Source organism: Neorhizobium descurainiae (assembly GCF_051400715.1).
In the GTDB taxonomy this organism is placed as follows: Bacteria; Pseudomonadota; Alphaproteobacteria; order Rhizobiales; family Rhizobiaceae; genus Neorhizobium.
The window spans coordinates 115,882-137,534 of sequence record NZ_JBLFFK010000005.1 but is presented as its reverse complement, the minus strand read 5'-3'; the positions used below and the strand labels follow the sequence as shown (position 1 = coordinate 137,534).

Here is a 21,653-nt window from a genome sequence, read left to right as displayed (position 1 = left end):
CAGCCTGCGCGCGCGGCGCTTTCCCAATGATTTCCGCGGCTTTGCGCGATGTGCGGGGCCACACCGATGAGCGCCGAGGACGATTTCCGCATCCGGCCCGGCCGCATCCGCTCGACGCGCGCCCAGCAGGCCAGACCCTTTATCGCGCAGGCGCTCGCCGCCGCACAGAAGGCCGGCGGCGCAGTCTCCCGGCAAGGAAGGATCGGTCCCGGCAACCGCTCGCGCTTCGGCCGCGGGCAGCGCGCGGCGGTGCAGGCCAACCGGCTGCTGACCGCCCGCTCGCGAGGCGCCGTCGTCAAAGCACGGGTCGTGCGCCAGGGCGGACGCAACGCGCCCCTCGGCACCCACCTCAATTATCTGCGCCGCGAGGGCGTGACCCGGGATGGAGAGAAGGCCCGGCTGTTCGGCCCCGGCGGGGATGACGCCGATCCCAAGGCGTTCGCGGAGCGGTGCGAGGATGACCGCCACCATTTCCGTTTCATCGTGTCGCCCGACGACGCGGTGGAGATGGCCGACCTCAAACGATTCACCCGCGAGCTGGTCGGGCAGATGGAGAAGGATCTGGCTACCCGCCTCGACTGGGTCGCCGTCGATCACTGGAACACCGAGCATCCCCATGTCCATCTGATCGTGCGGGGCGTGCGCGACGATGGCGAGAACCTCGTGATCTCGCGCGACTACATCAAGGAGGGCATGCGCGACCGGGCGCGCGATCTCATCACCCAGGAGCTGGGACCGCGCACCGATCAGGAAATCCGCCGGACCATCGAGCGCCAGGTCGAGTCCGAGCGCTGGACCAATCTCGACCGCCAGCTCGCGCGCGACGCCTACAGGACCGGCATCGTCGACCTCGCCCCGCATCCCGACCGACAGCCCGATGAATTCCACGCCCTGAAGGTGGGTCGGATGCGCAAGCTGGAAACGCTGGGTCTGGCGGATCAGATCGGCCCTGGCCAGTGGATGATCGCCGAAAAGGCCGAGGCAACGCTGCGCGAGCTCGGCGATCGCGGCGACATCATCAAGCGCATGCACCGCGCCTTGACCGAGCGCGGCATCGAACGCGGCGCGGCGAGCTACGTTCTCGCCGGGGAAAGCCTAAACGACCCCGTCGTCGGCCGACTGGTGACGCGAGGCCTCGATGACGAGCTCAAGGGCACGGCCTATGCCGTCGTCGACGGGGTCGATGGCCGCACCCACCACATCAAACTGCCCGACCTTGAAGCCGCCGGCGACAGCCCGCCAGGTTCGATCGTCGAGCTGCGCAGGTTCGACGATGCGCGGGGGCTGCGGCGCGTCGCGCTCGCCGTCCGCTCGGATCTCGACATCTCCGCCCAGGTCACCGCGAGCGGCGCCACCTGGCTCGACCGGCAGGCGATCGCCCGCGAGCCGGTGGCGCTTGGCGCTGGCGGGTTCGGCGCCGAAGTGCGGGACGCGATGGACCGCCGCGCCGAGCATCTGATCGAGCAACGCCTGGCTGAGCGCCACGGCCGCAGCGTCATCTTCTCTCGCAACCTCATCGACACGCTGCGTCAGCGCGAGGTCGAATCGCTCGGCGCGAAGCTCGCAGCCGAGACCGGACGCCCATTCGCCAAGGCGGGGACCGGGGAATATGTCGCCGGCGCCTATCGGCAGCGCTTTGCTCTCGCATCGGGCCGCTTCGCGATGATCGACGACGGCCTCGGCTTCCAGCTCGTGCCCTGGTCGCCGTCGCTCGAAAAGCACCTTGGCCAGCAGGTATCCGGCGTCGCCCGTGGCGATGGCGGGGTTGACTGGAGCTTCTCCCGGAAGCGAGGGTTGGGCCTCTAACCAGCTTCCACCCGTTGCTTGTCGAGGTCGATCACCGAGTCAGTGTTCGCAATGACGCTTCGACGGTGCGTGATGGCGATCACCGTGACATCGCGGGCGAGTAGACGGATGTGTTCCATGATGTCGCGCTCGGTGGCCTCGTCGAGCGCCGAACTCGCCTCGTCGAGGAACAGGATCGCCGGATCGCCATAGAGCGCGCGGGCGATGGCGACGCGCTGACGCTCGCCGCCCGAGAGCTTGAGGCCGCGCTCGCCGACCTTGGTCTCGAAGCCTTCCGGCAATGCCTCGATGAAGGGCAGGATCGCCGCCTTCTCGGCCGCGCGACGCAGGCGGGCGTCATCGCGCGGCCGGCCGAGCAGGATGTTGTCGGAAAGGCTCTCGTTGAGCAGCACGACGTCCTGCGGGACGACGGCGACTGCGCTGTACCAGTCCGCCCGGTCGATCGTCGCGAGATCGACGCCATCGACCAGGACGCGGCCCGCCTCGGGTTCGATCGACTTGAGCGCCAGCTTGAAGATCGTCGACTTGCCGGAGCCGGTCTCGCCGACGAGGAAGGTGATCGCCCCGCGTTCGGCCGTGAAGCGGATGTCCTTCACGCCCCGCCCGTTGTCATAGGCATAGCCGACATCCTCGAAGACGATCCGGCCATCCCCCGGCACGAAGGTCGGAGCGTGCGAGACCTGCCGCTCCTCCGGGGCAGCCCACATGGTCGCCAGTGGGGCGAGCGCGGCACGCGAACGCACCACATCGTCGATCGCATGGGCGATCATCTCGAACGGCATGTTGAGCTGGAGCAGCAGCGTGTTGAACAGCACGATGTCGCCGACGGTTAGCGCTCCAGCCTCGTAGCGGGGCAACAACAACCAGAACGTCACGGCGAACTGAAGCGTCAAGCCAATGCCGAGCAGTGCGATATAGCCGACACGCTGCAGCACATAGGCGCGCCAGTTGTCGCGCACTTCCCCAGCCTTTGCGGTGAACCGCCTTGTCATCCAGTCATGGCTGCCGAAATGCCGGAGCGTCTCCATGGCATTCATGGCGTTGCCGACGAAGCGGGCGTTCTCCTGACCGGCCTCGATGGCCTTGTCGAGGAAAACGCGGGCTCGGCGGGCCGAGATCAGCGTGAGCGTGACCGCCGCGATGCCGTAGAGGACAACGATTCCAGCCACCTCGATATTGATCAGAGTGCCAAGGGTCACCAGCGTGAGCAGGATTTGCGTTGCGCCGGGGATGAAGACGATGAGCCCGAGTTGCACCAGGGTCGTCAGGGAACTGCGTCCGCGGGAGGCCGCGCTCTGGATCTCGGCCGGATTGTGCTCGACGAAGAACACTGCGGTCTTCCTCAGCAGGCGCTCGAAGAAGCGCGTGCCAGTGATAAAGCCGAGATTCTCCGCGCTCATGAACGAGAGGTACTGCACCATATGCTGCAGCGCCGACGCGACACCCAGCAGCACGGCGTAGATCACGAAGCCCCACGCCAGGGACGACACTGCACCGTCCTGGGGCAGCCGATCGATAAGGCGCGAGAAGAGGAAGGGCGCAGCGACACTCGCCACGCTGGACAGGAACACGACCACCGCGACCAGCAGCAGCGTCCAGCGATCGGACTTCCAATAGGCCCGGAGGATTTCTGAGATCGGGGTGAATACGGCGGCGGGTTTGCTCATGGGCAGCGGCGACTCGGATGGACAATCGGACCGCCCAGCCTAACCCGATGAAGCGTCGGGAGTTTGTCGATCGCGCCCCGCAGATCGGAAGCAGTCCTTTGTGCCGCCGATACTATCCGTTTGATCGACTGGCGCTTCCACCCACTTGAACTTCAAGACGATCTCTCTCCACCGTTGGGCCTTTGCCTGGGCCGGAGCCTATGTCCGCTACGAAAATCTTGTGGGGCCAGATTCTTACCGTCTTCATGATCGTGCTGCTCACGACCTGGGCCGCTACGCAGTGGACGGCATGGCGGCTCGGCTTCCAGGCGCAGCTTGGGCCGGCGTGGTTCGAGCTCGCCGGCTGGCCGATCTACTATCCACCGGCCTTCTTCTGGTGGTGGTATTTCTACGACGCCTATGCGCCGCCGATCTTCGTCGAGGGCGCCTGTATCGCAGCATCGGGGGGCTTCATCTCGATCGCTGTGGCCATCGGTATGTCGGTCTGGCGGGCGCGCGAGGCGAAGAACGTCGAGACTTATGGCTCGGCACGCTGGGCGCGCGCAGACGAAGTGCGCGGCGCCGGTCTGCTCGGTCCCGACGGCGTCGTGCTCGGGAAGCTCGATCGCGACTACCTGCGCCACAACGGTCCCGAGCACGTGCTGTGCTTCGCCCCGACCCGCTCCGGCAAGGGCGTCGGCCTCGTCGTGCCCTCGCTGCTCACCTGGCCGGGCTCGGCCATCGTCCATGACATCAAGGGCGAGAACTGGACGCTGACCGCCGGCTTCCGATCGCGGCACGGCCGCGTGCTGCTCTTCGATCCCACCAATCCGAAATCGGCCGCCTACAATCCACTACTGGAGGTTCGCAAAGGGGAATGGGAGGTCCGCGACGTGCAGAACATCGCCGACATCCTGGTCGATCCGGAGGGAAGCCTCGAAAAGCGGAACCACTGGGAGAAGACCAGTCATGCGCTCCTCGTAGGCGCCATTCTTCACGTCCTCTATGCGGACAAGGACAAGACACTCGCTGGCGTCGCCGCCTTCCTCTCTGACCCGAGGCGGCCGATCGAATCCACGCTGGCCGCCATGATGAAGACCGCGCATCTCGGCGACGCCGGCCCGCATCCCGTCATCGCCAGCGCCGCGCGCGAACTGCTGAACAAATCGGACAACGAACGCAGCGGCGTGCTCTCCACCGCCATGTCGTTCCTCGGTCTCTACCGCGATCCCGTCGTCGCCGAGGTGACACGGCGCTGCGACTGGCGCATCGCCGATATCGTCGGCGGCAAGCACCCGTCGACGCTCTACCTCGTGGTGCCGCCCTCTGACATCAACCGCACAAAGCCGCTGATCCGCCTGATCCTCAATCAGATCGGCCGGCGCCTCACCGAGGACCTGCAGGCGAAGGGCAACCGCCACCGGCTGCTGCTCATGCTCGACGAATTTCCGGCGCTCGGCCGTCTCGACTTCTTCGAGAGCGCCCTGGCCTTCATGGCTGGCTATGGCCTCAAGAGCTTCCTGATCGCCCAGTCGCTGAACCAGATCGAGAAAGCCTATGGGCCGAACAACTCGATCCTCGACAACTGCCATGTCCGGGTGAGCTTCGCCACCAACGACGAACGGACAGCAAAGCGCGTCTCGGACGCGCTCGGCACCGCGACCGAGATGCGGGCGATGAAGAACTATGCCGGTCACCGGCTCTCGCCCTGGCTCGGGCACATGATGGTGTCGCGCTCCGAGACGGCCCGGCAGTTGCTCACCCCCGGCGAGATCATGCAGCTCCCGCCATCCGACGAGATCGTCATGGTCGCCGGCACGCCGCCGATCCGCGCCAAGAAGGCCCGCTACTATGAGGATCGGCGGTTTCAGGAGCGGATCTTGCCGCCCCCGGCACTCACCAAACCCGACCGCGTGTCCGACGATGACTGGAGCAAACTGGCATTGCCGCCGGCTCCGGAGATCCTAACTGCGGCAACGCCAGCTAGCCCCGACGAGGAGGATACGACCGAATCCGAGCGCCGCCGCCAGCCCGAGCTGAACCGCGTGCAGCCGATCGAGAAGAAGGCGCCGATCGAGAACGAGTTCGAGATCGACTCAATCGACGACACCGACGACGACGTGGCCCGAGCCAGTCGCATGCGGGATGCGATGCGCCAGGTGGCGCGCCAAGCGTCGCTTGATCCCGGCGACGGCATCGAACTGTAAGAGGCCCGCTTTGACGAAATCGCCAAAGAAGCAGCGGCTCTCCGTCTATCTCGAGCCCGAGGTCATGAAGGCCCTTGCGGCACATGCGGCGCGGCGCGGCCATTCACTGTCGCTGGTCGCCGAAGCCGGCATCGCCTCCTTTCTGTCGCCAGACGCGGCGGAGCGACAGGAGGCGGCGATCACCAAGCGGCTCGACCAACTCGACCGGCGCATGACGCGTATGGAGCGCGACGTCGGGATCTCCGTCGAGACCCTGGCCATCTTCGTTCGGTTCTGGCTGACCACGACGCCAGCCTTGCCAGAGCCTGCTGCTCAGGCCGCTCGCGCCAAGGCCGGCGAGCGGTATGACGCGTTCATCGCAGCTCTGGGCCGTCGGCTCGCGAGCGGGCCGAAGCTCAGGCAGGAGATTTCGGAGGACGTCGATCCCGCGCGCGATGACTAGAGATCGTGTAGATGCCGCTTCACGGCCGGCTTTCGTGGTGAACGGACGACCCGGCACCGGGAAAGCGGCGGCCATAACTGCCGTGGCAGACACCATCAGCTTCGACGCCGACGCTTGTACAAACCTTTACACGGCCCTGCTTTCCCGAAACGTTTCCTTGAACAGTTCGAACGCCGTGGTCCCCCTCCGATCAGGATAGTAGAGGTGGTAGCCGGCAAACGGCTCGCACCACGGCTCCAGCAGGCGGATGAGACGGCCATCGGCAATCGGCGCCGCCACCAGATCCTCCAGAATGTAGAGGATGCCGAAACCCTCAAGGGCGGCGGCCACCAGCAGGTCGCCATCGTTGAACACCGGCCCGCGGCCTGGCGTGACCGTCACCGCATGGCTATTGCGCTCGAACGACCAGGGAGACAGGTCGCCATGCGCGTCGCCGTAGGCGACACAGCGATGCGCCGTGAGGTCGGCGGGCTCCATCGGCGCCGGATGGTTGCTCAGATAGCCGGGAGTTGCCACCACCGCGACGCGAAGCGGAGGCCCGACCGCCAGCGCGATCATGTCCTTCTCCAGTCGCTCGCCAAGCCGGATGCCCGCATCGTAGCGGCCCGCAACAACGTCTGTCATCCCGCCCTCCACGCACACCTCCACCTCGATGCCGGGGTGACGGCGCATGAAAGACGGGAGCATCGGCCACAGCACTGTGTCGGCGGCATGTTTTCCCGTCGTGATCCGAACAGTGCCGATCGCTGTCCCGCGTTCCTGGGACAGCGCCTCGATCTCGCTGTCCAACCCTGCCAATGCCGGCGACAGGGTGGCAAGCAGGCGCTCACCCGCAGCCGTGGGAGCGACACTACGCGTCGTGCGGGTAAGCAGGCGAAATCCGAGCTGGCCTTCCAGCCGCTTCATGGTCTGGCTCAACGCCGACTGCGTGACTCCGAGCCGCCTCGCGGCACGTGTGAAGCTGCGGTCGGAGGCGATCGCCGCGAAGACGGCGAGGTCGCCGAGCTGATCCGGACGCATTGATGACCCCCACTACTGGGCCCTATTACTCATTAGGCCATTATTTCCATCCATTAGCATGGCTACATAGTTAGTGACAGTCGGATGAAGCGAGGAGTAGGCGATGGGCAAGGTTTGGCTGGTCACGGGCGCAAGCCGAGGACTTGGACGCGAGATCACGCGCGCGGCACTCGGTGCGGGCGAAACGGTCGTGGCAACGGCGCGGTCGGCCGACGCGGTGCGCGATGCCTGCGGGGGTGAACACGATCGCCTGCACGCCCTCGCGCTCGACATCGCCGACGCCGAAGCCGCGAACTCGGTCGCCGCCGAGACCATCCAGCGGTTCGGTGCGATCGACGTGCTGGTCAACAATGCCGGCTATGCCGAACTGGGTTTCTTCGAGACCTTCACAGATGCCGCAGTACGGCATCAGTTCGAGGTCAATCTGTTCGGCACGATGAACGTCGCGCGCGCGGTCGCCCCTCACATGCGTGAGCGCCGCTCAGGCCTCTTCGTCACCATCTCGTCGGTTAGCGGGCTGGTCTCCAACGGCGGCGGGTCGGTCTACTCCGCTTCTAAATTCGCGGTCGAGGGATGGATGGAGGGATTTGCGCAGGAACTGGCACCGTTCGGCATCCGCTCGCTCCTGGTCGAGCCGGGGATGCTGCGCACCGACTTCATGGACGGTAAATCGGCGAACTTCGGCACCATCGACATTCCAGACTATGCCGACGCGGTCGCGCAGTATCGCGCGTTCGTGGACGGGGCGAACGGCAACCAGCCGGGCGATCCGAAGCTGCTCGCCGCACGGATCGTGGCGCTTGCTTCCCATGACGAGGCCCCATCGCGGCTCATCTTCGGCGACGACGCCCGCCAGTGGGCCGGCGCGAAAATCGACCAATTGCGGCAGGAGATCGCCCAGTCCGCCGATCGCGGCTGACACGGGCATTCGCGTTCATGAGTCTACCGCCTGTGGCCTTTTGCCGGAGCCTTGTTGATGCCGCGTTGCGGATCTACCCAGTGGCGAATACCTGCCACTGAGGTTCCTTATGCGTATCCGTTCTTCGCTCTATTTCCTGGGTATGGCAGTCGCGTTCGTGCCGGCCATGATCAGCTGCACGTCCGCAGAGATGGCTCCGGTTGCGGCTTCTCCTCTTGCCACACCGGATGTCGTGATGGCTGCTGATCCGCGGCCGCCATTCACGTACTGGGCCCCTAGAAACTCGACAATCCGAAATCATCCGCGTCAGCCGGGTATCTGGATCGCAGAGTCCCCGGATGGCTCGCGCAAATATTACTACGGCGACCAGTGCCGTGCGTCGAAATTTCAACGCTTCGTCGGTCAAAGCGTCGACGCGCTTCCGGAAAAGCCCGCCGATGCGACGTGGCGCCTGACCTGTTCGACATGCATGGCAACGTCTGACCTGGGTTGGAAGCGGATGAATGTTTCGTACGATCAGCAAACGAGAATGATCAACGACATCTCGTGCGGTTAGCGCGCCAATACAATCGTCCTAGTATTCTGGCGTTCCCGCCGTTTCCCTGTCTTTGTACGCTACAGTACGACGACCACATTTCGGTTGTTGTAATGCCCTGAATTCTGCCTCTTCTACTCAACCCCGATCCAGGGCCGCACATCGCGGGCCCGCACGAGAACGGGGACGACGTGGCGGCAACTCACCAGAAATCCGAGGCGATCCTTCGCGGCGTGCGCATGCTGCGCACCGCCCTTGGGCCGGCGATCGCGCGGTTTCTGGAAGACCCGCTTGTCGTCGAGGTGATGCTCAACCCCGACGGGCGGCTCTGGATCGACCGGCTTTCCGAGGGCCTGGCCGACACGGGTGAGCGGCTGTCGCCTGCCGATGGCGAACGCATCGTTCGTCTCGTCGCGCACCATGTCGGCGCCGAGGTTCATCCCCGCGCCCCGCGAGTTTCGGCCGAACTGCCGGAAACGGGGGAGCGGTTCGAGGGCCTGCTGCCGCCGGTCGTTGCCGCGCCGGCCTTCGCGATCCGGAAGCCCGCCGTGGCCGTCTTCACCCTCGACGACTATGTCGCGGCCGGCATCATGCCCGCCGGTCAGGCTGAAGCGCTGCGCGTCGCCGTCGCCGAGCGGCGCAACATCCTCGTCGCCGGCGGGACATCCACCGGCAAGACTACGCTCACCAACGCGCTGCTCGCCGAGGTGTCGAAGACCTCCGACCGTGTGGTGCTGATCGAGGACACTCGCGAACTGCAATGCGCAGCGCCGAACCTCGTCGCCATGCGCACCAAGGACGGCGTTGCCTCGCTGTCTGATCTCGTGCGGTCCTCGCTGCGCCTGCGCCCCGATCGCATTCCGATCGGCGAGGTGCGCGGCGCCGAGGCGCTCGACCTCCTGAAGGCATGGGGCACGGGGCATCCCGGCGGCATCGGCACCATCCACGCCGGCACAGCCATCGGCGCGCTGCGGCGCCTCGAGCAGCTCATCCAGGAAGCCGTCGTCACCGTTCCGCGCGCCCTGATCGCCGAGACCATCGATCTGGTGGCCGTGCTCTCGGGCCGCGGCACCTCGCGCCGTCTCGCCGAGCTCGCCCGTGTCGAAGGGCTCGGCGCCGACGGCGACTACCGCGTCATCCCCGCCAGCCAGCACCCCGCAGGAGATCCGTCATTATCCAGCATGCCATGCGCATCCGCCGCCATATCGTGACGGCGGCTTCCGTCACCTTCCTCAGCCTGGCGCTCGCACCTGCCGCCCACGCCTCCGGGTCGTCCATGCCGTGGGAGCAACCGCTGCAGCAAATCCTGCAATCTATCGAAGGGCCAGTCGCCAAGATCATCGCGGTGATCATCATCATCGTCACCGGTCTGACGCTGGCCTTCGGGGACACGAGCGGCGGCTTCCGACGCCTCATCCAGATCGTCTTCGGCCTGTCGATCGCCTTCGCCGCGTCGAGCTTCTTCCTGTCATTCTTCTCTTTCGGCGGCGGGGCGCTGGTCTGATGGCGACGTCGGCCGACACCGCAACCGAAGTTCCGGGCTTCTCGGTGCCAGTCCATCGCGCGCTCACCGAGCACATCCTGCTCGGCGGCGCGCCACGGTCGATCGCTATCCTGAACGGGACGCTGGCGGCGGCGCTCGGTCTCGGCCTGCGCCTCTGGCTGGTCGGGCTGGGACTGTGGGCCGTCGGGCACTTCGCAGCCGTCTGGGCCGCCAAGCGCGATCCGCAATTCGTCGACGTCGTGCGTCGGCATCTGCGCATCCCCGGCCACCTGTCAGTCTGAGGGCGCGGCCATGATGAACCTCGCCGAATATCGCAACCGCAACACCCGGCTCGCCGACTTCCTGCCCTGGGTCGCGTTGGTCGACGAAGGTGTCGTCCTTAACAAGGATGGCAGCCTGCAGCGTACCGCACGGTTTCGCGGGCCGGATCTCGACAGCGCCGTGCCGGCTGAACTGATCGCGGTCGCCGGACGCCTCAACAACGCCTTTCGGCGTCTCGGCTCCGGCTGGGCGATCTTCGTCGAGGCGCAGCGGCACGGCGCCGCGACCTACCCCACCAGCATGTTCGCCGACAGCGCCTCGGCGCTCGTCGACGCTGAACGCAAGGCCGATTTCGAGGAAGCCGGCGCGCATTTCGAGTCCAGCTACTTCCTCACCTTCCTCTACCTGCCACCAGCCGAGGACGCGGCGCGAGCAGAAACCTGGCTCTATGAGGGTCTCGATCACACGGGAGTCGACGCCCACGAGATCCTGCGCGGCTTCGTCGATCGCACCGATCGCATCCTCCAGCTCATCGAGGCCTTCATGCCGGAATGCGCCTGGCTCGATGACGCGGAGACGCTCACCTACCTTCACTCAACAGTTTCGACGAAACGCCATCGCGTCCGCGTGCCCGAAACGCCGGTGTATCTCGATGCGCTACTCGCCGATCAGCCACTCACCGGCGGCCTCGAGCCGCGTCTCGACGACACGCATCTGCGCATCCTCACCATCGTCGGTTTCCCGACGGCGACCACGCCGGGCATTCTCGACGAGCTGAATCGGCTCGCCTTCCCCTATCGCTGGTCGACGCGGGCCATTCTGCTCGACAAGGCCGACGCCACCAAGCTGCTGACGAAAATTAGGCGCCAGTGGTTCGCCAAGCGCAAGTCGATCGCCGCCATCCTCAAGGAGGTGATGACCAACGAGGCCTCGGTGTTGCTCGACACCGACGCGGCCAACAAGGCGGCCGACGCCGACATGGCGCTGCAGGAGCTCGGCGCAGATTACGCCGGTCAGGCCTATGTCACGGCCACGATCACCGTATGGGATGACGATCCGCGCATCGCCGCGGAGAAGCTGCGTCTGGTCGAGAAGGTCATTCAGGGCCGTGACTTCACCGCCATGCCCGAGACGATCAATGCGGTCGACGCCTGGCTCGGGTCTCTGCCGGGCCATGTCTACGCCAATGTGCGTCAGCCACCCATCAGCACACTCAATCTCGCCCACATGATCCCGCTGTCGGCGGTATGGGCGGGACCGGAACGGGACGAGCATCTGGCAGGGCCCCCACTGCTCTTCGGCAAGACCGAAGGCTCGACCCCGTTCCGGCTTTCCATCCATGTCGGCGATGTCGGCCACACGCTGGTCGTCGGGCCTACGGGCGCTGGCAAGTCCGTGCTGTTGGCGCTGATGGCGCTGCAGTTCCGTCGTTACGAGCGCTCTCAGGTCTTCGCATTCGATTTCGGCGGCTCGATCCGGGCAGCGGCGCTCGCTATGCGGGGCGACTGGCACGATCTTGGCGGCGGGCTGACCGAAGGCGCCGACGACAGCGTGTCACTCCAGCCGCTGGCGCGGATCGACGATGTCGCCGAACGTGCCTGGGCGGCCGACTGGCTGACCGCGATCCTTGGACGCGAAAGCGTCGCCATCACGCCGGAGGTGAAGGAGCATCTCTGGTCGGCGCTGTCCTCGCTTGCCTCAGCGCCAGTTGGCGAACGCACCCTGACGGGCTTGTCGGTCCTGCTCCAGTCGAACGACCTCAAGCAGGCGCTACGGCCGTTCTGCGTCGGCGGCCCCTATGGTCGGCTGCTCGACGCTGAGGCCGAACATCTGGGACAAGCCTCGGTGCAGGCGTTCGAGACCGAAGGGCTGATCGGCACCGGCGCCGCCGCGGCTGTCCTGGCCTACCTCTTCCACCGTATCGAAGATCGTTTGGATGGTCGGCCCACGTTGTTGATCGTCGATGAGGGCTGGCTTGCCCTCGACGATGAGGGTTTCGCCGGCCAGCTTCGCGAGTGGCTGAAGACGTTGCGCAAGAAGAACGCCAGCGTCATTTTCGCGACCCAATCGCTTTCCGACATCGACGGCTCGGCGATCGCGCCGGCAATCATCGAGAGCTGCCAGACCCGCATCCTGTTGCCGAACGAGCGCGCCATCGAGCCGCAGATCACCGCGATCTATCGCCGCTTCGGGCTTAACGACCGCCAGATCGAGATCCTCGCTCGGGCGATTCCGAAGCGTGACTATTACTGTCAGTCGCGGCGCGGCAACCGGCTGTTCGAGCTCGGCCTATCGGACGTGGCGCTGACCCTGTGCGCCGCCTCGTCGAAGCAGCATCAGGCGCTCATCGCCGAAGTCCACGCCCGCAGCGGCACCGACGGCTTTCTCGCCGAGTGGCTTGCCGAAAACCGGCTCGCTTGGGCTGCCGACCTCATTCCCGATCTCACCAATGTCATCCCCCCAGCAGATTCGGAGATAAACCTATGACTTGTTCCACCCATACGCGCTCGCGTGCGATGCGCGTCGCTGCCCTTCTGTTCGCCGCGCCCATCGCGCTCTCGCCGATCCTGACCACACCGACCGCGGCGCAATGGATCGTCTACGACCCCACCAACTACGTTCAGAACGTGCTGTCGGCCGCCCGGGCGCTCGAGCAGATCAGCAACCAGATCACCTCGCTGCAGAACGAGGCGACGATGCTGATCAACCAGGCCCGCAATCTCGCGAGCCTTCCCTACTCGTCGCTCCAGCAGCTTCAGCAGTCGGTTCAGCGCACCCAACAACTCCTTAGGCAGGCACAGCGTATCGCCTACGACGTCCAGAACATCGATCAGGCGTTCCAAAGCACCTACGGCAACGCCTCGATGTCGGCCTCCGATCAGCAGCTCGTCGCCCAAGCGCGAGAGCGCTGGCAGAACACGGTCGGGGGCCTCCAAGACGCGATGCGAGTCCAAGCGGGCGTCGTCGGCAACATCGACACCAACCGGAGCCAGATGTCCGCCCTCGTCAGCGAGAGCCAGGGCGCAACCGGTGCGTTGCAGGCGACCCAAGCCGGCAACCAGCTTCTCGCGCTTCAGGCCCAGCAGCTCGCTGACCTCACCGCCGTCGTCGCCGCCAACGGTCGGGCGCAGGCACTGTCAGAGGCAGAGCACGCAGCTGCCGCCGAACAGGGGCGCGAGCAGCGCCGCCGCTTCCTCACACCCGGCTCCGGCTACCAGGCAGGCAACGCCCGCATGTTCCCGAGCAGCGACAACTGAGGACGCGGCAATGGACGGCAAGGTGCTCGCGCGCATCGGCGCCATCGTCTTCGTCGCGGTCGCCATTACTGCGGCCGCGATCGAGATGAACCGGAAGGAGGGTCCGGCCGAGAACTGGTCCTCCGGCCAGCCTACCGTAGCCCCGTCCGATCCACTTCGCGACGAACTGCTGCGCTGCCAGGCACTTGGCGAGGCCGGACCCCACGATCCTGACTGCCGTCGCGCGTGGGCGGAGAACCGCCAACGCTTTCTCGCGCCCGGTGCACGGCCAGCCGAACGACTGCCCGACGCGCCTCAGCCGCCGCGGATTTCCTCGCCCTCACAGCCCGCTGAGGAACAATAGGACCATGGGCAACACCGGCGTCATCGATCATTTCCTCGAGGTCTTTACCCGCTACATTGACGGCGGCTTTGGCCTGCTGGGGGGTGAAGTCGCCTTCATCGCCACCACGCTGATCGTGATCGACGTGACACTGGCTGCGCTGTTCTGGTCGTGGGGCGCCGACGACGACATCATGGCGCGTCTGGTCAAGAAGACGCTGTTCGTCGGTGTGTTCGCCTACATCATCGGCAACTGGAACAACCTTGCTCGCATCGTCTTCGAGAGCTTCGCCGGCCTCGGCCTGAAGGCATCCGGCACGGGCTTCACGACGGCGGATCTCCTGCGTCCTGGGAAGGTCGCGCAGACCGGCCTCGATGCGGGCCGGCCGTTGCTCGATTCCATCTCCAGCCTGATGGGCTACTGGTCCTTCTTCGAGAACTTCATCCAGATCGCCTGCATGTTCCTGGCCTGGGCACTGGTGCTGCTCGCCTTCTTCATCCTCGCCATCCAGCTCTTCGTCACGCTGATCGAATTCAAGCTGACGACGCTCGCCGGCTTCGTCCTCATCCCCTTCGGACTGTTCGGCAAATCCGCCTTCATGGCCGAGCGCGTGCTCGGCAACGTCATCTCCTCAGGCATCAAGGTTCTGGTCCTCGCCGTCATCATCGGCATCGGCTCGACGCTCTTCTCCGAATTCACCTCTGGCTTCGGTGGCCAGAATCCCTCGATCGACGAGGCGATGGCGATCGTGCTCGCCGCGCTATCGCTCCTCGGCCTCGGCATTTTTGGCCCTGGCATCGCCAGCGGCATCGTTTCTGGCGGCCCGCAGCTCAGTGCTGGTGCGGCGGTTGGTACGGGTCTCGCAGCAGGCGGCATGGTCGCCGCCGGTGCCGGCGCGGTCGGCGCGGTTGCATCCGGCGGTGCGGCGCTTGCCGGAGGCGCTGCCGCCGCGGCTCGGGCTGGCGCCGCGATAGCGGGCGGAGCGTCCACAGCTTACAGCATCGGAGCAGCCGGCCAGTCCGGCGCCGCTGGTATCGCGTCAGGTCTCGGCGGTGTTGCCCGCGCCGGCGGCAGCGCAGCTGTCTCACCGCTTCGCCGTGCAGCGTCACGCGCCACCGAGAGCGTGCGCGCGAGCTTCAATGCCGGCAGCAAGGCGGTGTTGGAATCCACCGGCGGCTCCTCGTCGATGGGCACGCTCAGCAGTGACGCTGCAGGAGATGGCGGCTCGGTCGCCGCTGCTGCTGGCGGCCCACCCGAATGGGCGCAGCGCATGCGCCGCTCCCAACGCATGACCCATGCCGTCCAGGCGACGGCGCATGCCATCCGCTCTGGTGACGCCCATGGCGGCGGCTCTTCCGTCAACCTGTCCGAAGGCGATCGCTGATGTTCAAACGTCCTTCTACCCATTACGGCAAAGCGCCCGAACCCGAGACTCCTTATCAGCGCGCCGCGCAGGTGTGGGATGAGCGAATAGGATCGGCCCGCGTCCAGGCTCGTAACTGGCGCCTCATGGCTTTCGGCTCGCTGATCCTGTCCGCGGGCTTCGCGACCGCGCTTGTCTGGCAATCGGCACGCGGCACGGTCGTGCCCTGGGTCGTGCAGGTCGACCAGCTCGGTCAGGCGCAGGCCGTGGCGCCTGCTGATGCTGCCTATCAACCGACAGATCCGCAGATCGCCTTCCACTTGGCGCGTTTCATCGAGCAAGTCCGCTCGATCCCGTCTGACGCCATCATCGTTCGGCAGAACTGGCTGCGCGCCTACGACTTCACCACCGACCGGGGTGCGGCGGCTCTCAACGATTATGCCCGCGCCAACGACCCCTTCACGAAGGTCGGCCGCCAACAGGTCGCCGTCGAAGTATCCAGCGTCATCCGCGCGTCCCCGAACAGCTTCCGCGTCGCCTGGACGGAGCGCCGTTACGAGAACGGTCAACTTGCCACGACCGAGCGATGGACGGCCATCCTCACCATCGTGGTGCAGACGCCGCGCAATTCTGAGCGCCTGAGGGCGAATCCCCTCGGCATCTACGTAAACGCCATCAGCTGGTCCCGGGAGATGAGCCAATGAAGGGACAGATTTCCCGCAGGGTCGGGAAGCCGCTTTTCCCTAAATCCGCGTTTGCGGCAATCCTGCTTTCCGCCACGACACTTGCCGGCTGCGCCACGGCGCCAAAGCCGCCGCAAATCAGCTACGACGCCGATGTCCCGCCGTTGCCGCCCGTTCCTGCCGCCGTCACCGACGAGCGACCCCGTCCGCTCCACATTCCTCCGGCGTGGACGCCGGCGAGAGGTGGAACCGCGGCTACCACGCCGACAGGCCGTGTGCAGAATGCCAATGCGGCTGCGCGGGTCGAGCCGCGCCGCGAGGGATACTACAATTCGATCCAGATCTATCCCTGGAGCGAAGGCGCCCTCTACCAAGTCTATGCCGCGCCCGGGCAGATCACCAATATTGCGCTTGAGCCCGGCGAGAGCCTGACCGGTGCGGGCCCGATCGCCGCCGGCGACACCGCGCGCTGGATAATTGGCGATACCGAGAGCGGTAGCGGCGTGACCCGGCGCGTGCATGTGCTGGTGAAGCCGACCCGGCCGGACCTCTCCACCAACCTCGTCATCACCACCGACCGGCGCATCTATATGATCGAGCTGCGCTCGGGCGAGCGGCCTTATATGCCGGCTGTCGCCTGGGCCTACCCGCAGCCGCCGGCGTCGCAGCGGCAGACCGTTCCGGCAACACCAGCCATCCCGGCGCTGGCCGCACGCAACTACCGCTATGGCCTGACCGGCGACAGGCCACCCTGGCGGCCGGTCTCCGTCTATGATGATGGCCGGCATGTCTATGTCGAGTTCCCACGCGGCATCGTGCAGGGCGAGATGCCCCCGCTCTTCGTCATCGGCGCAGACGGCGAGGCACAGATCGCCAACAGCCGCATCTACCAGAACATCCTGATCGTCGACCGGCTCTTCGGCGCCGCCGAACTGCGTCTTGGCAGCGGAGACCGCCAGCAGACCGTCCGGATCGTCCGCACCGATGGAAGGCCCTCGTCATGAGCGAGAATGAAGCACAGGCAGAGGGCGACCTCCCGCTGACGGGATCGCCAGCGACCTCAGCGGCATCGATGCGGCTCCGCTCAGAGCCGCCCCGCGTCACACGGCTTTCGCGCCGGGTATTGGCTGGTGTGGCTCTGGTTGGCTCCATCGGCCTCGGCGGTGCGCTGATCTACGCGCTCCAGACGCGTGACGCCGGCAAGAGTAGTGAAGAGCTCTATTCGACGGAGAACCGGCCGACTGCAGATGGACTTTCGGGACTCCCCCGCGACTACACCGGTCCCGTCCTTGGTCCGCCCCTGCCGGGCGATCTCGGACGTCCGATCCTTGATGCGCAGAATCGTGGCCAACCTGTCACCCCTCCGCCGGCCGCGACGCAGGCGGTGGATCCAGAGGAACAGCGCAGGCTGGCGGAGGAGGAAGCGGCCCGGACCTCACGCGTGTTCTTCCAGACAGAGACGAGAACAGCGGCCGCGCCGGGAGCACCTGGCGGCAGCGCACCCATGCTCTCTGGGCTGCCCGGTCTCGGACTGCCGGGGCAATCTGCGCCGACCTCACAGGATCGCCAAGTCGCCTTCCTCAACGCAGGCGTCGATCGCCGGACGGTCGCCCCCGATCGCGTGATGGCGCCCGCGTCTCCTTACGTGCTTCAAGCGGGCGCAGTGATTCCGGCCGCAATGATCACCGGCATCCGCTCCGATCTGCCCGGCCAGATCACGGCGCAGGTTACTGAGAGCATCTACGACAGCCCGACCGGCCGCCTGCTGCTCATCCCGCAGGGCACCCGCATCATCGGCGAGTACAGCAACGATGTCGGCTTTGGACAGCGCCGCATCCTGCTGGTCTGGAACCGGCTGATCTTCCCGAACGGCCGCTCCATCGTGCTGGAGCGTCAGCCCGGCGCCGACGCTCAAGGCTATGCCGGTCTTGAGGACGGCGTGGATTATCACTGGTGGGACCTCGCCAAAGCGGCAGGTCTCTCGACCCTGCTGAGCATCGGCGCCGAACTCGCCACCAACGATGAGGACCGGCTCATTCAGGCTATTCGCAATGGTGGCCAGGACACCATCAACGATGCGGGACAGCAGATCGTGCGCCGCCAGCTCAACGTCGCGCCGACGCTGACAATTCGGCCCGGCTTTCCGGTGCGCGTGATCGTCACGCGAGACCTGGTCCTCGAACCATATGGAGGGTGATTATGACCAAGCTGAAACTCGGCCGAATTTCAGACGCAAAGCCAGTAAAGGTGACGATCGAATTGCCGGCGGCGCTTCATAGCGACCTGATGGAGTACGCCGAAGTCCTGGCTCGCGAGACCAGGCAGGAAATCAGCGACCCGCTGGAGCTGATCGCGCCAATGCTCGCGCGATTCATGAACACTGATCGCGGGTTTGCGAAGGCGCGGCGGTCGCAGAGTAAGCCCCAGTCGAATTCACCCGGCCTTTAGGCCAGACATCTGCTAGCCAGGCCTGATCCGTTTCGTACAGCAGCGCCGCGCCCGCAATTGGTGCTCGCGAGCAGTTGGGCCGTCTGGAGGAAGCGCAGGAAGGCTGGATTATCATTCGCGGACGACCAGACCACGCTGAACGGCACGATATCTGCTCGGGCAGTCAGCGGCCGTAGCACCAGCTCTGGAACTTTGACGGCTGTCCACGCCGCCGAGACCAGGGTGATACCCTGCCCGAGGCTGACGAGGTTCATGAGCGTGTCCTGCAACGCTGCCTTCTCCTCGACGTCAGGATAGGTGCTGTAGTCGGCGGATCGACGAACGATGTAGTCATGCACCTCGGGACCCGGTTCTCCACGGCTCACGATGAAGTGCTCCGCCTTGAGGTCCGGCCAGTCGAGCTTGGGTCTGGCGGCTAGCGGATGGGATTCGGGCAGCGCGACATAGACCCGCTCGCGCCATAGCTCTCGCGTCTCACATCCCGGGACAGGTTCAGCGCCGGTAATAATGGCCGCATCCAATCGCCGGGCTCGGACCGCCGCGAGGTGTTCGCGCCGGCCGCCGTCGCGAACGTCGATCGTGACCCGCGGATGCCTCTCTGCATAGGTTTCGACGAGCTGGCGAAGGAAACCGCCCGCCAGCGAAGTCAGGATGCCGATCCTCACCACGCCGGATTCAGCTCTGCGGATACCGCGCGCAGAGCGCCTCGCAGACTCGAGCAGCTCGAGCGCCGGTGAGACGTCGGCCAGGAACTGTCGTCCCGCCGGCGTCAGCCGCACGCCACTGCGGGCCCGCTCGAACAGCGATATGCCGAGATGATCTTCGAGTTGTTTCAGGGCACGACCGACATTCGACTGATCGACCTGACACATTTCGGCAGTGCGCCGGAAACTCCCCACCTGAGCGGCAACCGAGAGGTAGTGGAGCTGCCGTAGAGCGTGCCTCATCGAAGGTCACCGGCGTCTGGATAGCTTCCCATTCTCGCTCGCCTGCTGGCTCGCCACGAATGGCGGGCACCATCAATTGGTGGAACTGAACGAAGCAGACCTTTGAGAAGCTTGCCTCCGGTCGATGTACCAAGAGAGCGAGAGATTGGGCGGTCGAACAGCGTTAGCCTCGGGTCCAATTTTAGGCGCGGAACACCGCGGTCGTCGCTCGTATCGTTCACGCTACAGAGGCACGCGGCGCGTGGAAAGCTGCCCCTCGCAGCAACGTACATCGCATGGCCCAACACTATCCTGCCCTCAAACCAACCTATCTGACGCGAACCACCAGAAGACCCGGCCTTATGAATGCGCACCCTCAGCACGCATTAAGTGAGTCATCGCTACAGCTCACAGCGCGCAGCCCACGACAAGCCATGAGCCACGGCGACCACACTGTATGTGTGAATATATACAGCATGACTCCGGACTGCATGTCAATGCGGTGAAGCTGTCAACTGCTGGCGCTGGCCACATCAGGCCAGCGCCGCCAATTGCCGACGGTCCGCCCTACAAACTGCAAAACATTCAGGAAAGTATCCATCAGCGTCCCAACCTTTCCATAGCCGCCAGCCTTAGACCCAACCCAATCAGGACCACGCCGCTCACGCGTTCCAGCCAGATCACGGTTTCCGGTGCGCGCGCAACAAGGCTGCCGACGCGAGCGGCAGCGATGGCTATTCCGCTCTCGACGATCAGTGCTGTAGACTTCATGAGCAGACCAAGTAGGAACAACTGAAGCCCTACCGGCCCCTCGGCCGGATCGATGAACTGCGGCAGAAAAGCGAGGAGGAAGATCATGCCCTTTGGATTAGTAAGGCTTGCAATCACTCCATCTCGCAGAGCCCACAAGGCGGTCGCCGGGCGCCTGCCCGGGGCGTTCATCGACACGCCACTGGCGTTCCTGATCAGGTGGACCCCTCGCCAGAGCAGATAGGCGGCACCGACGTAGCGGATTGCGTCGAGTGCCAGCGGTGACGATTGGATCACCGCCGCGGCACCAAGAGCAAGAAGGGGAAGCTGAACGACACCGGCAAGCGCGAATCCGAGCGCAGTGAGGCACGCCGCTTTCCGGCCCTGGCTTATCCCCCTCGTGACAAGAAGAGCCATGTCCGGGCCGGGCGTGACACTGAGGACGACCACCGCTCCGATGAATGCAACGATTGTTGAAGACTCAGGCACTGCCGCTCCAAATTACCTCAAAGCCCGTTCCGCTCCCCTGGCGACCGCAGGAGCTTACGGCCCCTGCGGCTCATCTAGTTTCATGCCAGCTCAGCCACTATTCGCCCAACTTCGGCGACGACGGCATTTCGCTGGTCAGCGGATATGGTGGGAATCTCGCAGTAGGTAGCCACAACGATTGCACCCTGGTCCGGTGTCCAGGCGACTGCAATATCGTTGTTGTTGCCGTGCTTGTTTCCGTTGCCGCCGGTCTTGTCCGCAATCATCCATGTTTCCGGCATGCCTGCACGCAGCCGGGAGTCGCCGGTCTTGTTCATGATCATCCACCCGGCCAGTTGCGCTCGCGATGCCCGGGACAAGACGTTACCGAAGATCAGTTTGCGGAGGGTCTCCATCATCGCTCCAGGTGTCGTCGTGTCACGTAAATCGTCTGGGCCGTCGTGCTCATTCAATTCAGGCTCGAAACGATCAAGGCGCGTTAATTCGTCGCCGAAGGAACGGACAAATTCTGTCAGGGCTGGAGGCCCCCCGAAGCTCTCAAGCAGAAGGTTCGCTGCCGTGTTGTCGCTCTGCGTCAAGGTCGCCATGCAGAGTTCCGCGACCGACATTCCGTCACCGCCGACGCGCGTCTCCGTGACGGGTGAGAAGAAGACGAGGGCGTCCGTCGAAAACACGATCCTCCTGTCCAGCTGTTCAACGCCTTTATCGACGCGCGTGAGGACCATTGCCGACGCAAGTGCCTTGAACGTGCTGCACATCAGAAATCGCTCGTCTGCCCGATGTCCCACACGCGCTCCGGTCGATAGATTGAGCGCGGCGACACCAACGCGGCCGCCATGGCGGCCTTCCAGCTTTGCAAGCTTGGCCTCGATCGCCTGCTGCGAATCTGCTTTGGCAATAGTTGTAACGGAGGCAAGCGCTGGTATGGCGAACACCGCTCCTGCGAGCGCGTTCCGGCGCGAAATCACGGTCGTCATTATCATCTTTTTCCTTTCTAGTTGTAGCTCTTCGGGTCGCCGTCACAGGCCGAGACCACATCGGTGGGCAAGGGAGGCGATCGGAGGTTTCGGCCAAG

21 protein-coding genes are annotated in these 21,653 nt (G+C 65.2%); 16 read left to right on the top strand and 5 right to left on the bottom strand.

The window, feature by feature from the left end; translation table 11 throughout:
- Window positions 1-66 precede the first annotated feature (66 nt).
- Window positions 67-1,806: a relaxase/mobilization nuclease domain-containing protein gene (locus ACMGE0_RS11610; RefSeq protein WP_436816013.1), complete on the top strand. Its 1,740-nt coding sequence runs from the start codon at window positions 67-69 to the stop codon at window positions 1,804-1,806.
- On the opposite strand, the gene ACMGE0_RS11605 is transcribed toward ACMGE0_RS11610, so the two are convergent.
- The gene (locus ACMGE0_RS11605) at window positions 1,803-3,473 is read right to left on the bottom strand and encodes an ABC transporter ATP-binding protein (RefSeq protein WP_436816012.1); all 1,671 of its coding nucleotides are present in this window, start codon (window positions 3,471-3,473) and stop codon (window positions 1,803-1,805) included. The two genes, ACMGE0_RS11610 and ACMGE0_RS11605, sit on opposite strands and share 4 nt — an antisense overlap.
- Window positions 3,474-3,673: 200 nt before the next feature.
- On the opposite strand from ACMGE0_RS11605, the gene ACMGE0_RS11600 reads away from it, so the two are divergent.
- Window positions 3,674-5,659 carry a conjugal transfer protein TraG gene (locus ACMGE0_RS11600; protein ID WP_436816011.1) on the top strand — a complete coding sequence of 662 codons (1,986 nt, stop codon included), beginning with the start codon at window positions 3,674-3,676 and terminating at the stop codon, window positions 5,657-5,659.
- A 10-nt stretch (window positions 5,660-5,669) separates the two neighbouring features.
- Entirely contained in the window at window positions 5,670-6,101 is a 432-nt protein-coding gene (locus tag ACMGE0_RS11595) for a CopG family transcriptional regulator (RefSeq protein ID WP_436816010.1), read from the top strand.
- A 126-nt stretch (window positions 6,102-6,227) separates the two neighbouring features.
- On the opposite strand, the gene ACMGE0_RS11590 is transcribed toward ACMGE0_RS11595, so the two are convergent.
- Entirely contained in the window at window positions 6,228-7,121 is an 894-nt protein-coding gene (locus ACMGE0_RS11590; protein WP_436816009.1) for a LysR family transcriptional regulator, read from the bottom strand.
- Between the two features lie 103 nt (window positions 7,122-7,224).
- Here ACMGE0_RS11590 and ACMGE0_RS11585 point away from each other — a divergent pair, with 103 nt between their 5' ends.
- From ACMGE0_RS11585 to ACMGE0_RS11525, 13 genes are all read left to right on the top strand, one after another.
- Window positions 7,225-8,040 carry an SDR family NAD(P)-dependent oxidoreductase gene (locus ACMGE0_RS11585; protein ID WP_436816008.1) on the top strand — a complete coding sequence of 272 codons (816 nt, stop codon included), beginning with the start codon at window positions 7,225-7,227 and terminating at the stop codon, window positions 8,038-8,040.
- 109 nt (window positions 8,041-8,149) lie between these two features.
- Window positions 8,150-8,596, top strand: a complete 447-nt coding sequence (locus tag ACMGE0_RS11580; RefSeq protein WP_436816007.1) for a hypothetical protein — start codon at window positions 8,150-8,152, stop codon at window positions 8,594-8,596.
- A gap of 170 nt (window positions 8,597-8,766) precedes the next feature.
- Complete coding sequence (trbB, locus tag ACMGE0_RS11575) at window positions 8,767-9,786, top strand: P-type conjugative transfer ATPase TrbB (RefSeq protein WP_436816006.1); 1,020 nt, start codon at window positions 8,767-8,769, stop codon at window positions 9,784-9,786.
- The gene (locus ACMGE0_RS11570; protein WP_436816005.1) at window positions 9,762-10,079 is read left to right on the top strand and encodes a TrbC/VirB2 family type IV secretion system protein; all 318 of its coding nucleotides are present in this window, start codon (window positions 9,762-9,764) and stop codon (window positions 10,077-10,079) included. The genes trbB and ACMGE0_RS11570 overlap by 25 nt, the downstream gene beginning before the upstream one ends.
- Entirely contained in the window at window positions 10,079-10,360 is a 282-nt protein-coding gene (locus ACMGE0_RS11565; RefSeq protein ID WP_436816004.1) for a VirB3 family type IV secretion system protein, read from the top strand. The genes ACMGE0_RS11570 and ACMGE0_RS11565 overlap by 1 nt, the downstream gene beginning before the upstream one ends.
- 10 nt (window positions 10,361-10,370) lie before the next feature.
- Complete coding sequence (trbE, locus tag ACMGE0_RS11560; protein WP_436816003.1) at window positions 10,371-12,827, top strand: conjugal transfer protein TrbE; 2,457 nt, start codon at window positions 10,371-10,373, stop codon at window positions 12,825-12,827.
- Window positions 12,824-13,597, top strand: a complete 774-nt coding sequence (trbJ, locus tag ACMGE0_RS11555) for a P-type conjugative transfer protein TrbJ (protein WP_436816002.1) — start codon at window positions 12,824-12,826, stop codon at window positions 13,595-13,597. Before trbE ends, trbJ begins: the two co-directional genes overlap by 4 nt.
- 10 nt (window positions 13,598-13,607) lie before the next feature.
- The gene (gene trbK-alt / locus ACMGE0_RS11550) at window positions 13,608-13,940 is read left to right on the top strand and encodes a putative entry exclusion protein TrbK-alt (RefSeq protein ID WP_436816001.1); all 333 of its coding nucleotides are present in this window, start codon (window positions 13,608-13,610) and stop codon (window positions 13,938-13,940) included.
- Window positions 13,941-13,944: 4 nt separating this feature from the next.
- Window positions 13,945-15,303, top strand: a complete 1,359-nt coding sequence (trbL, locus tag ACMGE0_RS11545) for a P-type conjugative transfer protein TrbL (protein ID WP_436816000.1) — start codon at window positions 13,945-13,947, stop codon at window positions 15,301-15,303.
- On the top strand, window positions 15,303-15,986 hold the full coding sequence (gene trbF, locus ACMGE0_RS11540; RefSeq protein ID WP_436815999.1) for a conjugal transfer protein TrbF: 684 nt from the start codon (window positions 15,303-15,305) through the stop codon (window positions 15,984-15,986). The genes trbL and trbF overlap by 1 nt, the downstream gene beginning before the upstream one ends.
- Window positions 15,983-16,969, top strand: coding sequence for a P-type conjugative transfer protein TrbG (gene trbG / locus ACMGE0_RS11535; RefSeq protein WP_436815998.1), 987 nt, complete (start codon window positions 15,983-15,985; stop codon window positions 16,967-16,969). The genes trbF and trbG overlap by 4 nt, the downstream gene beginning before the upstream one ends.
- A complete protein-coding gene (locus tag ACMGE0_RS11530; protein ID WP_436815997.1) occupies window positions 16,966-18,162 on the top strand; it encodes a TraB/TrbI/VirB10 family type IV secretion system protein in 1,197 nt (398 codons plus the stop codon). Before trbG ends, ACMGE0_RS11530 begins: the two co-directional genes overlap by 4 nt.
- A gap of 2 nt (window positions 18,163-18,164) precedes the next feature.
- Window positions 18,165-18,413, top strand: a complete 249-nt coding sequence (locus tag ACMGE0_RS11525) for a DUF2274 domain-containing protein (protein WP_436815996.1) — start codon at window positions 18,165-18,167, stop codon at window positions 18,411-18,413.
- Here the strand turns inward: ACMGE0_RS11525 and ACMGE0_RS11520 are convergent.
- The 3 genes from ACMGE0_RS11520 to bla all read right to left on the bottom strand — a co-directional run bounded on the left by ACMGE0_RS11520 (window position 18,410) and on the right by bla (window position 21,555).
- A complete protein-coding gene (locus ACMGE0_RS11520) occupies window positions 18,410-19,360 on the bottom strand; it encodes a LysR family transcriptional regulator (protein ID WP_436815995.1) in 951 nt (316 codons plus the stop codon). The genes ACMGE0_RS11525 and ACMGE0_RS11520 overlap by 4 nt on opposite strands.
- Window positions 19,361-19,939: 579 nt before the next feature.
- Complete coding sequence (locus ACMGE0_RS11515; protein ID WP_436815994.1) at window positions 19,940-20,578, bottom strand: LysE family translocator; 639 nt, start codon at window positions 20,576-20,578, stop codon at window positions 19,940-19,942.
- A gap of 80 nt (window positions 20,579-20,658) precedes the next feature.
- On the bottom strand, window positions 20,659-21,555 hold the full coding sequence (gene bla, locus ACMGE0_RS11510; RefSeq protein ID WP_436815993.1) for a class A beta-lactamase: 897 nt from the start codon (window positions 21,553-21,555) through the stop codon (window positions 20,659-20,661).
- Between the last annotated feature and the right edge of the window lie 98 nt (window positions 21,556-21,653).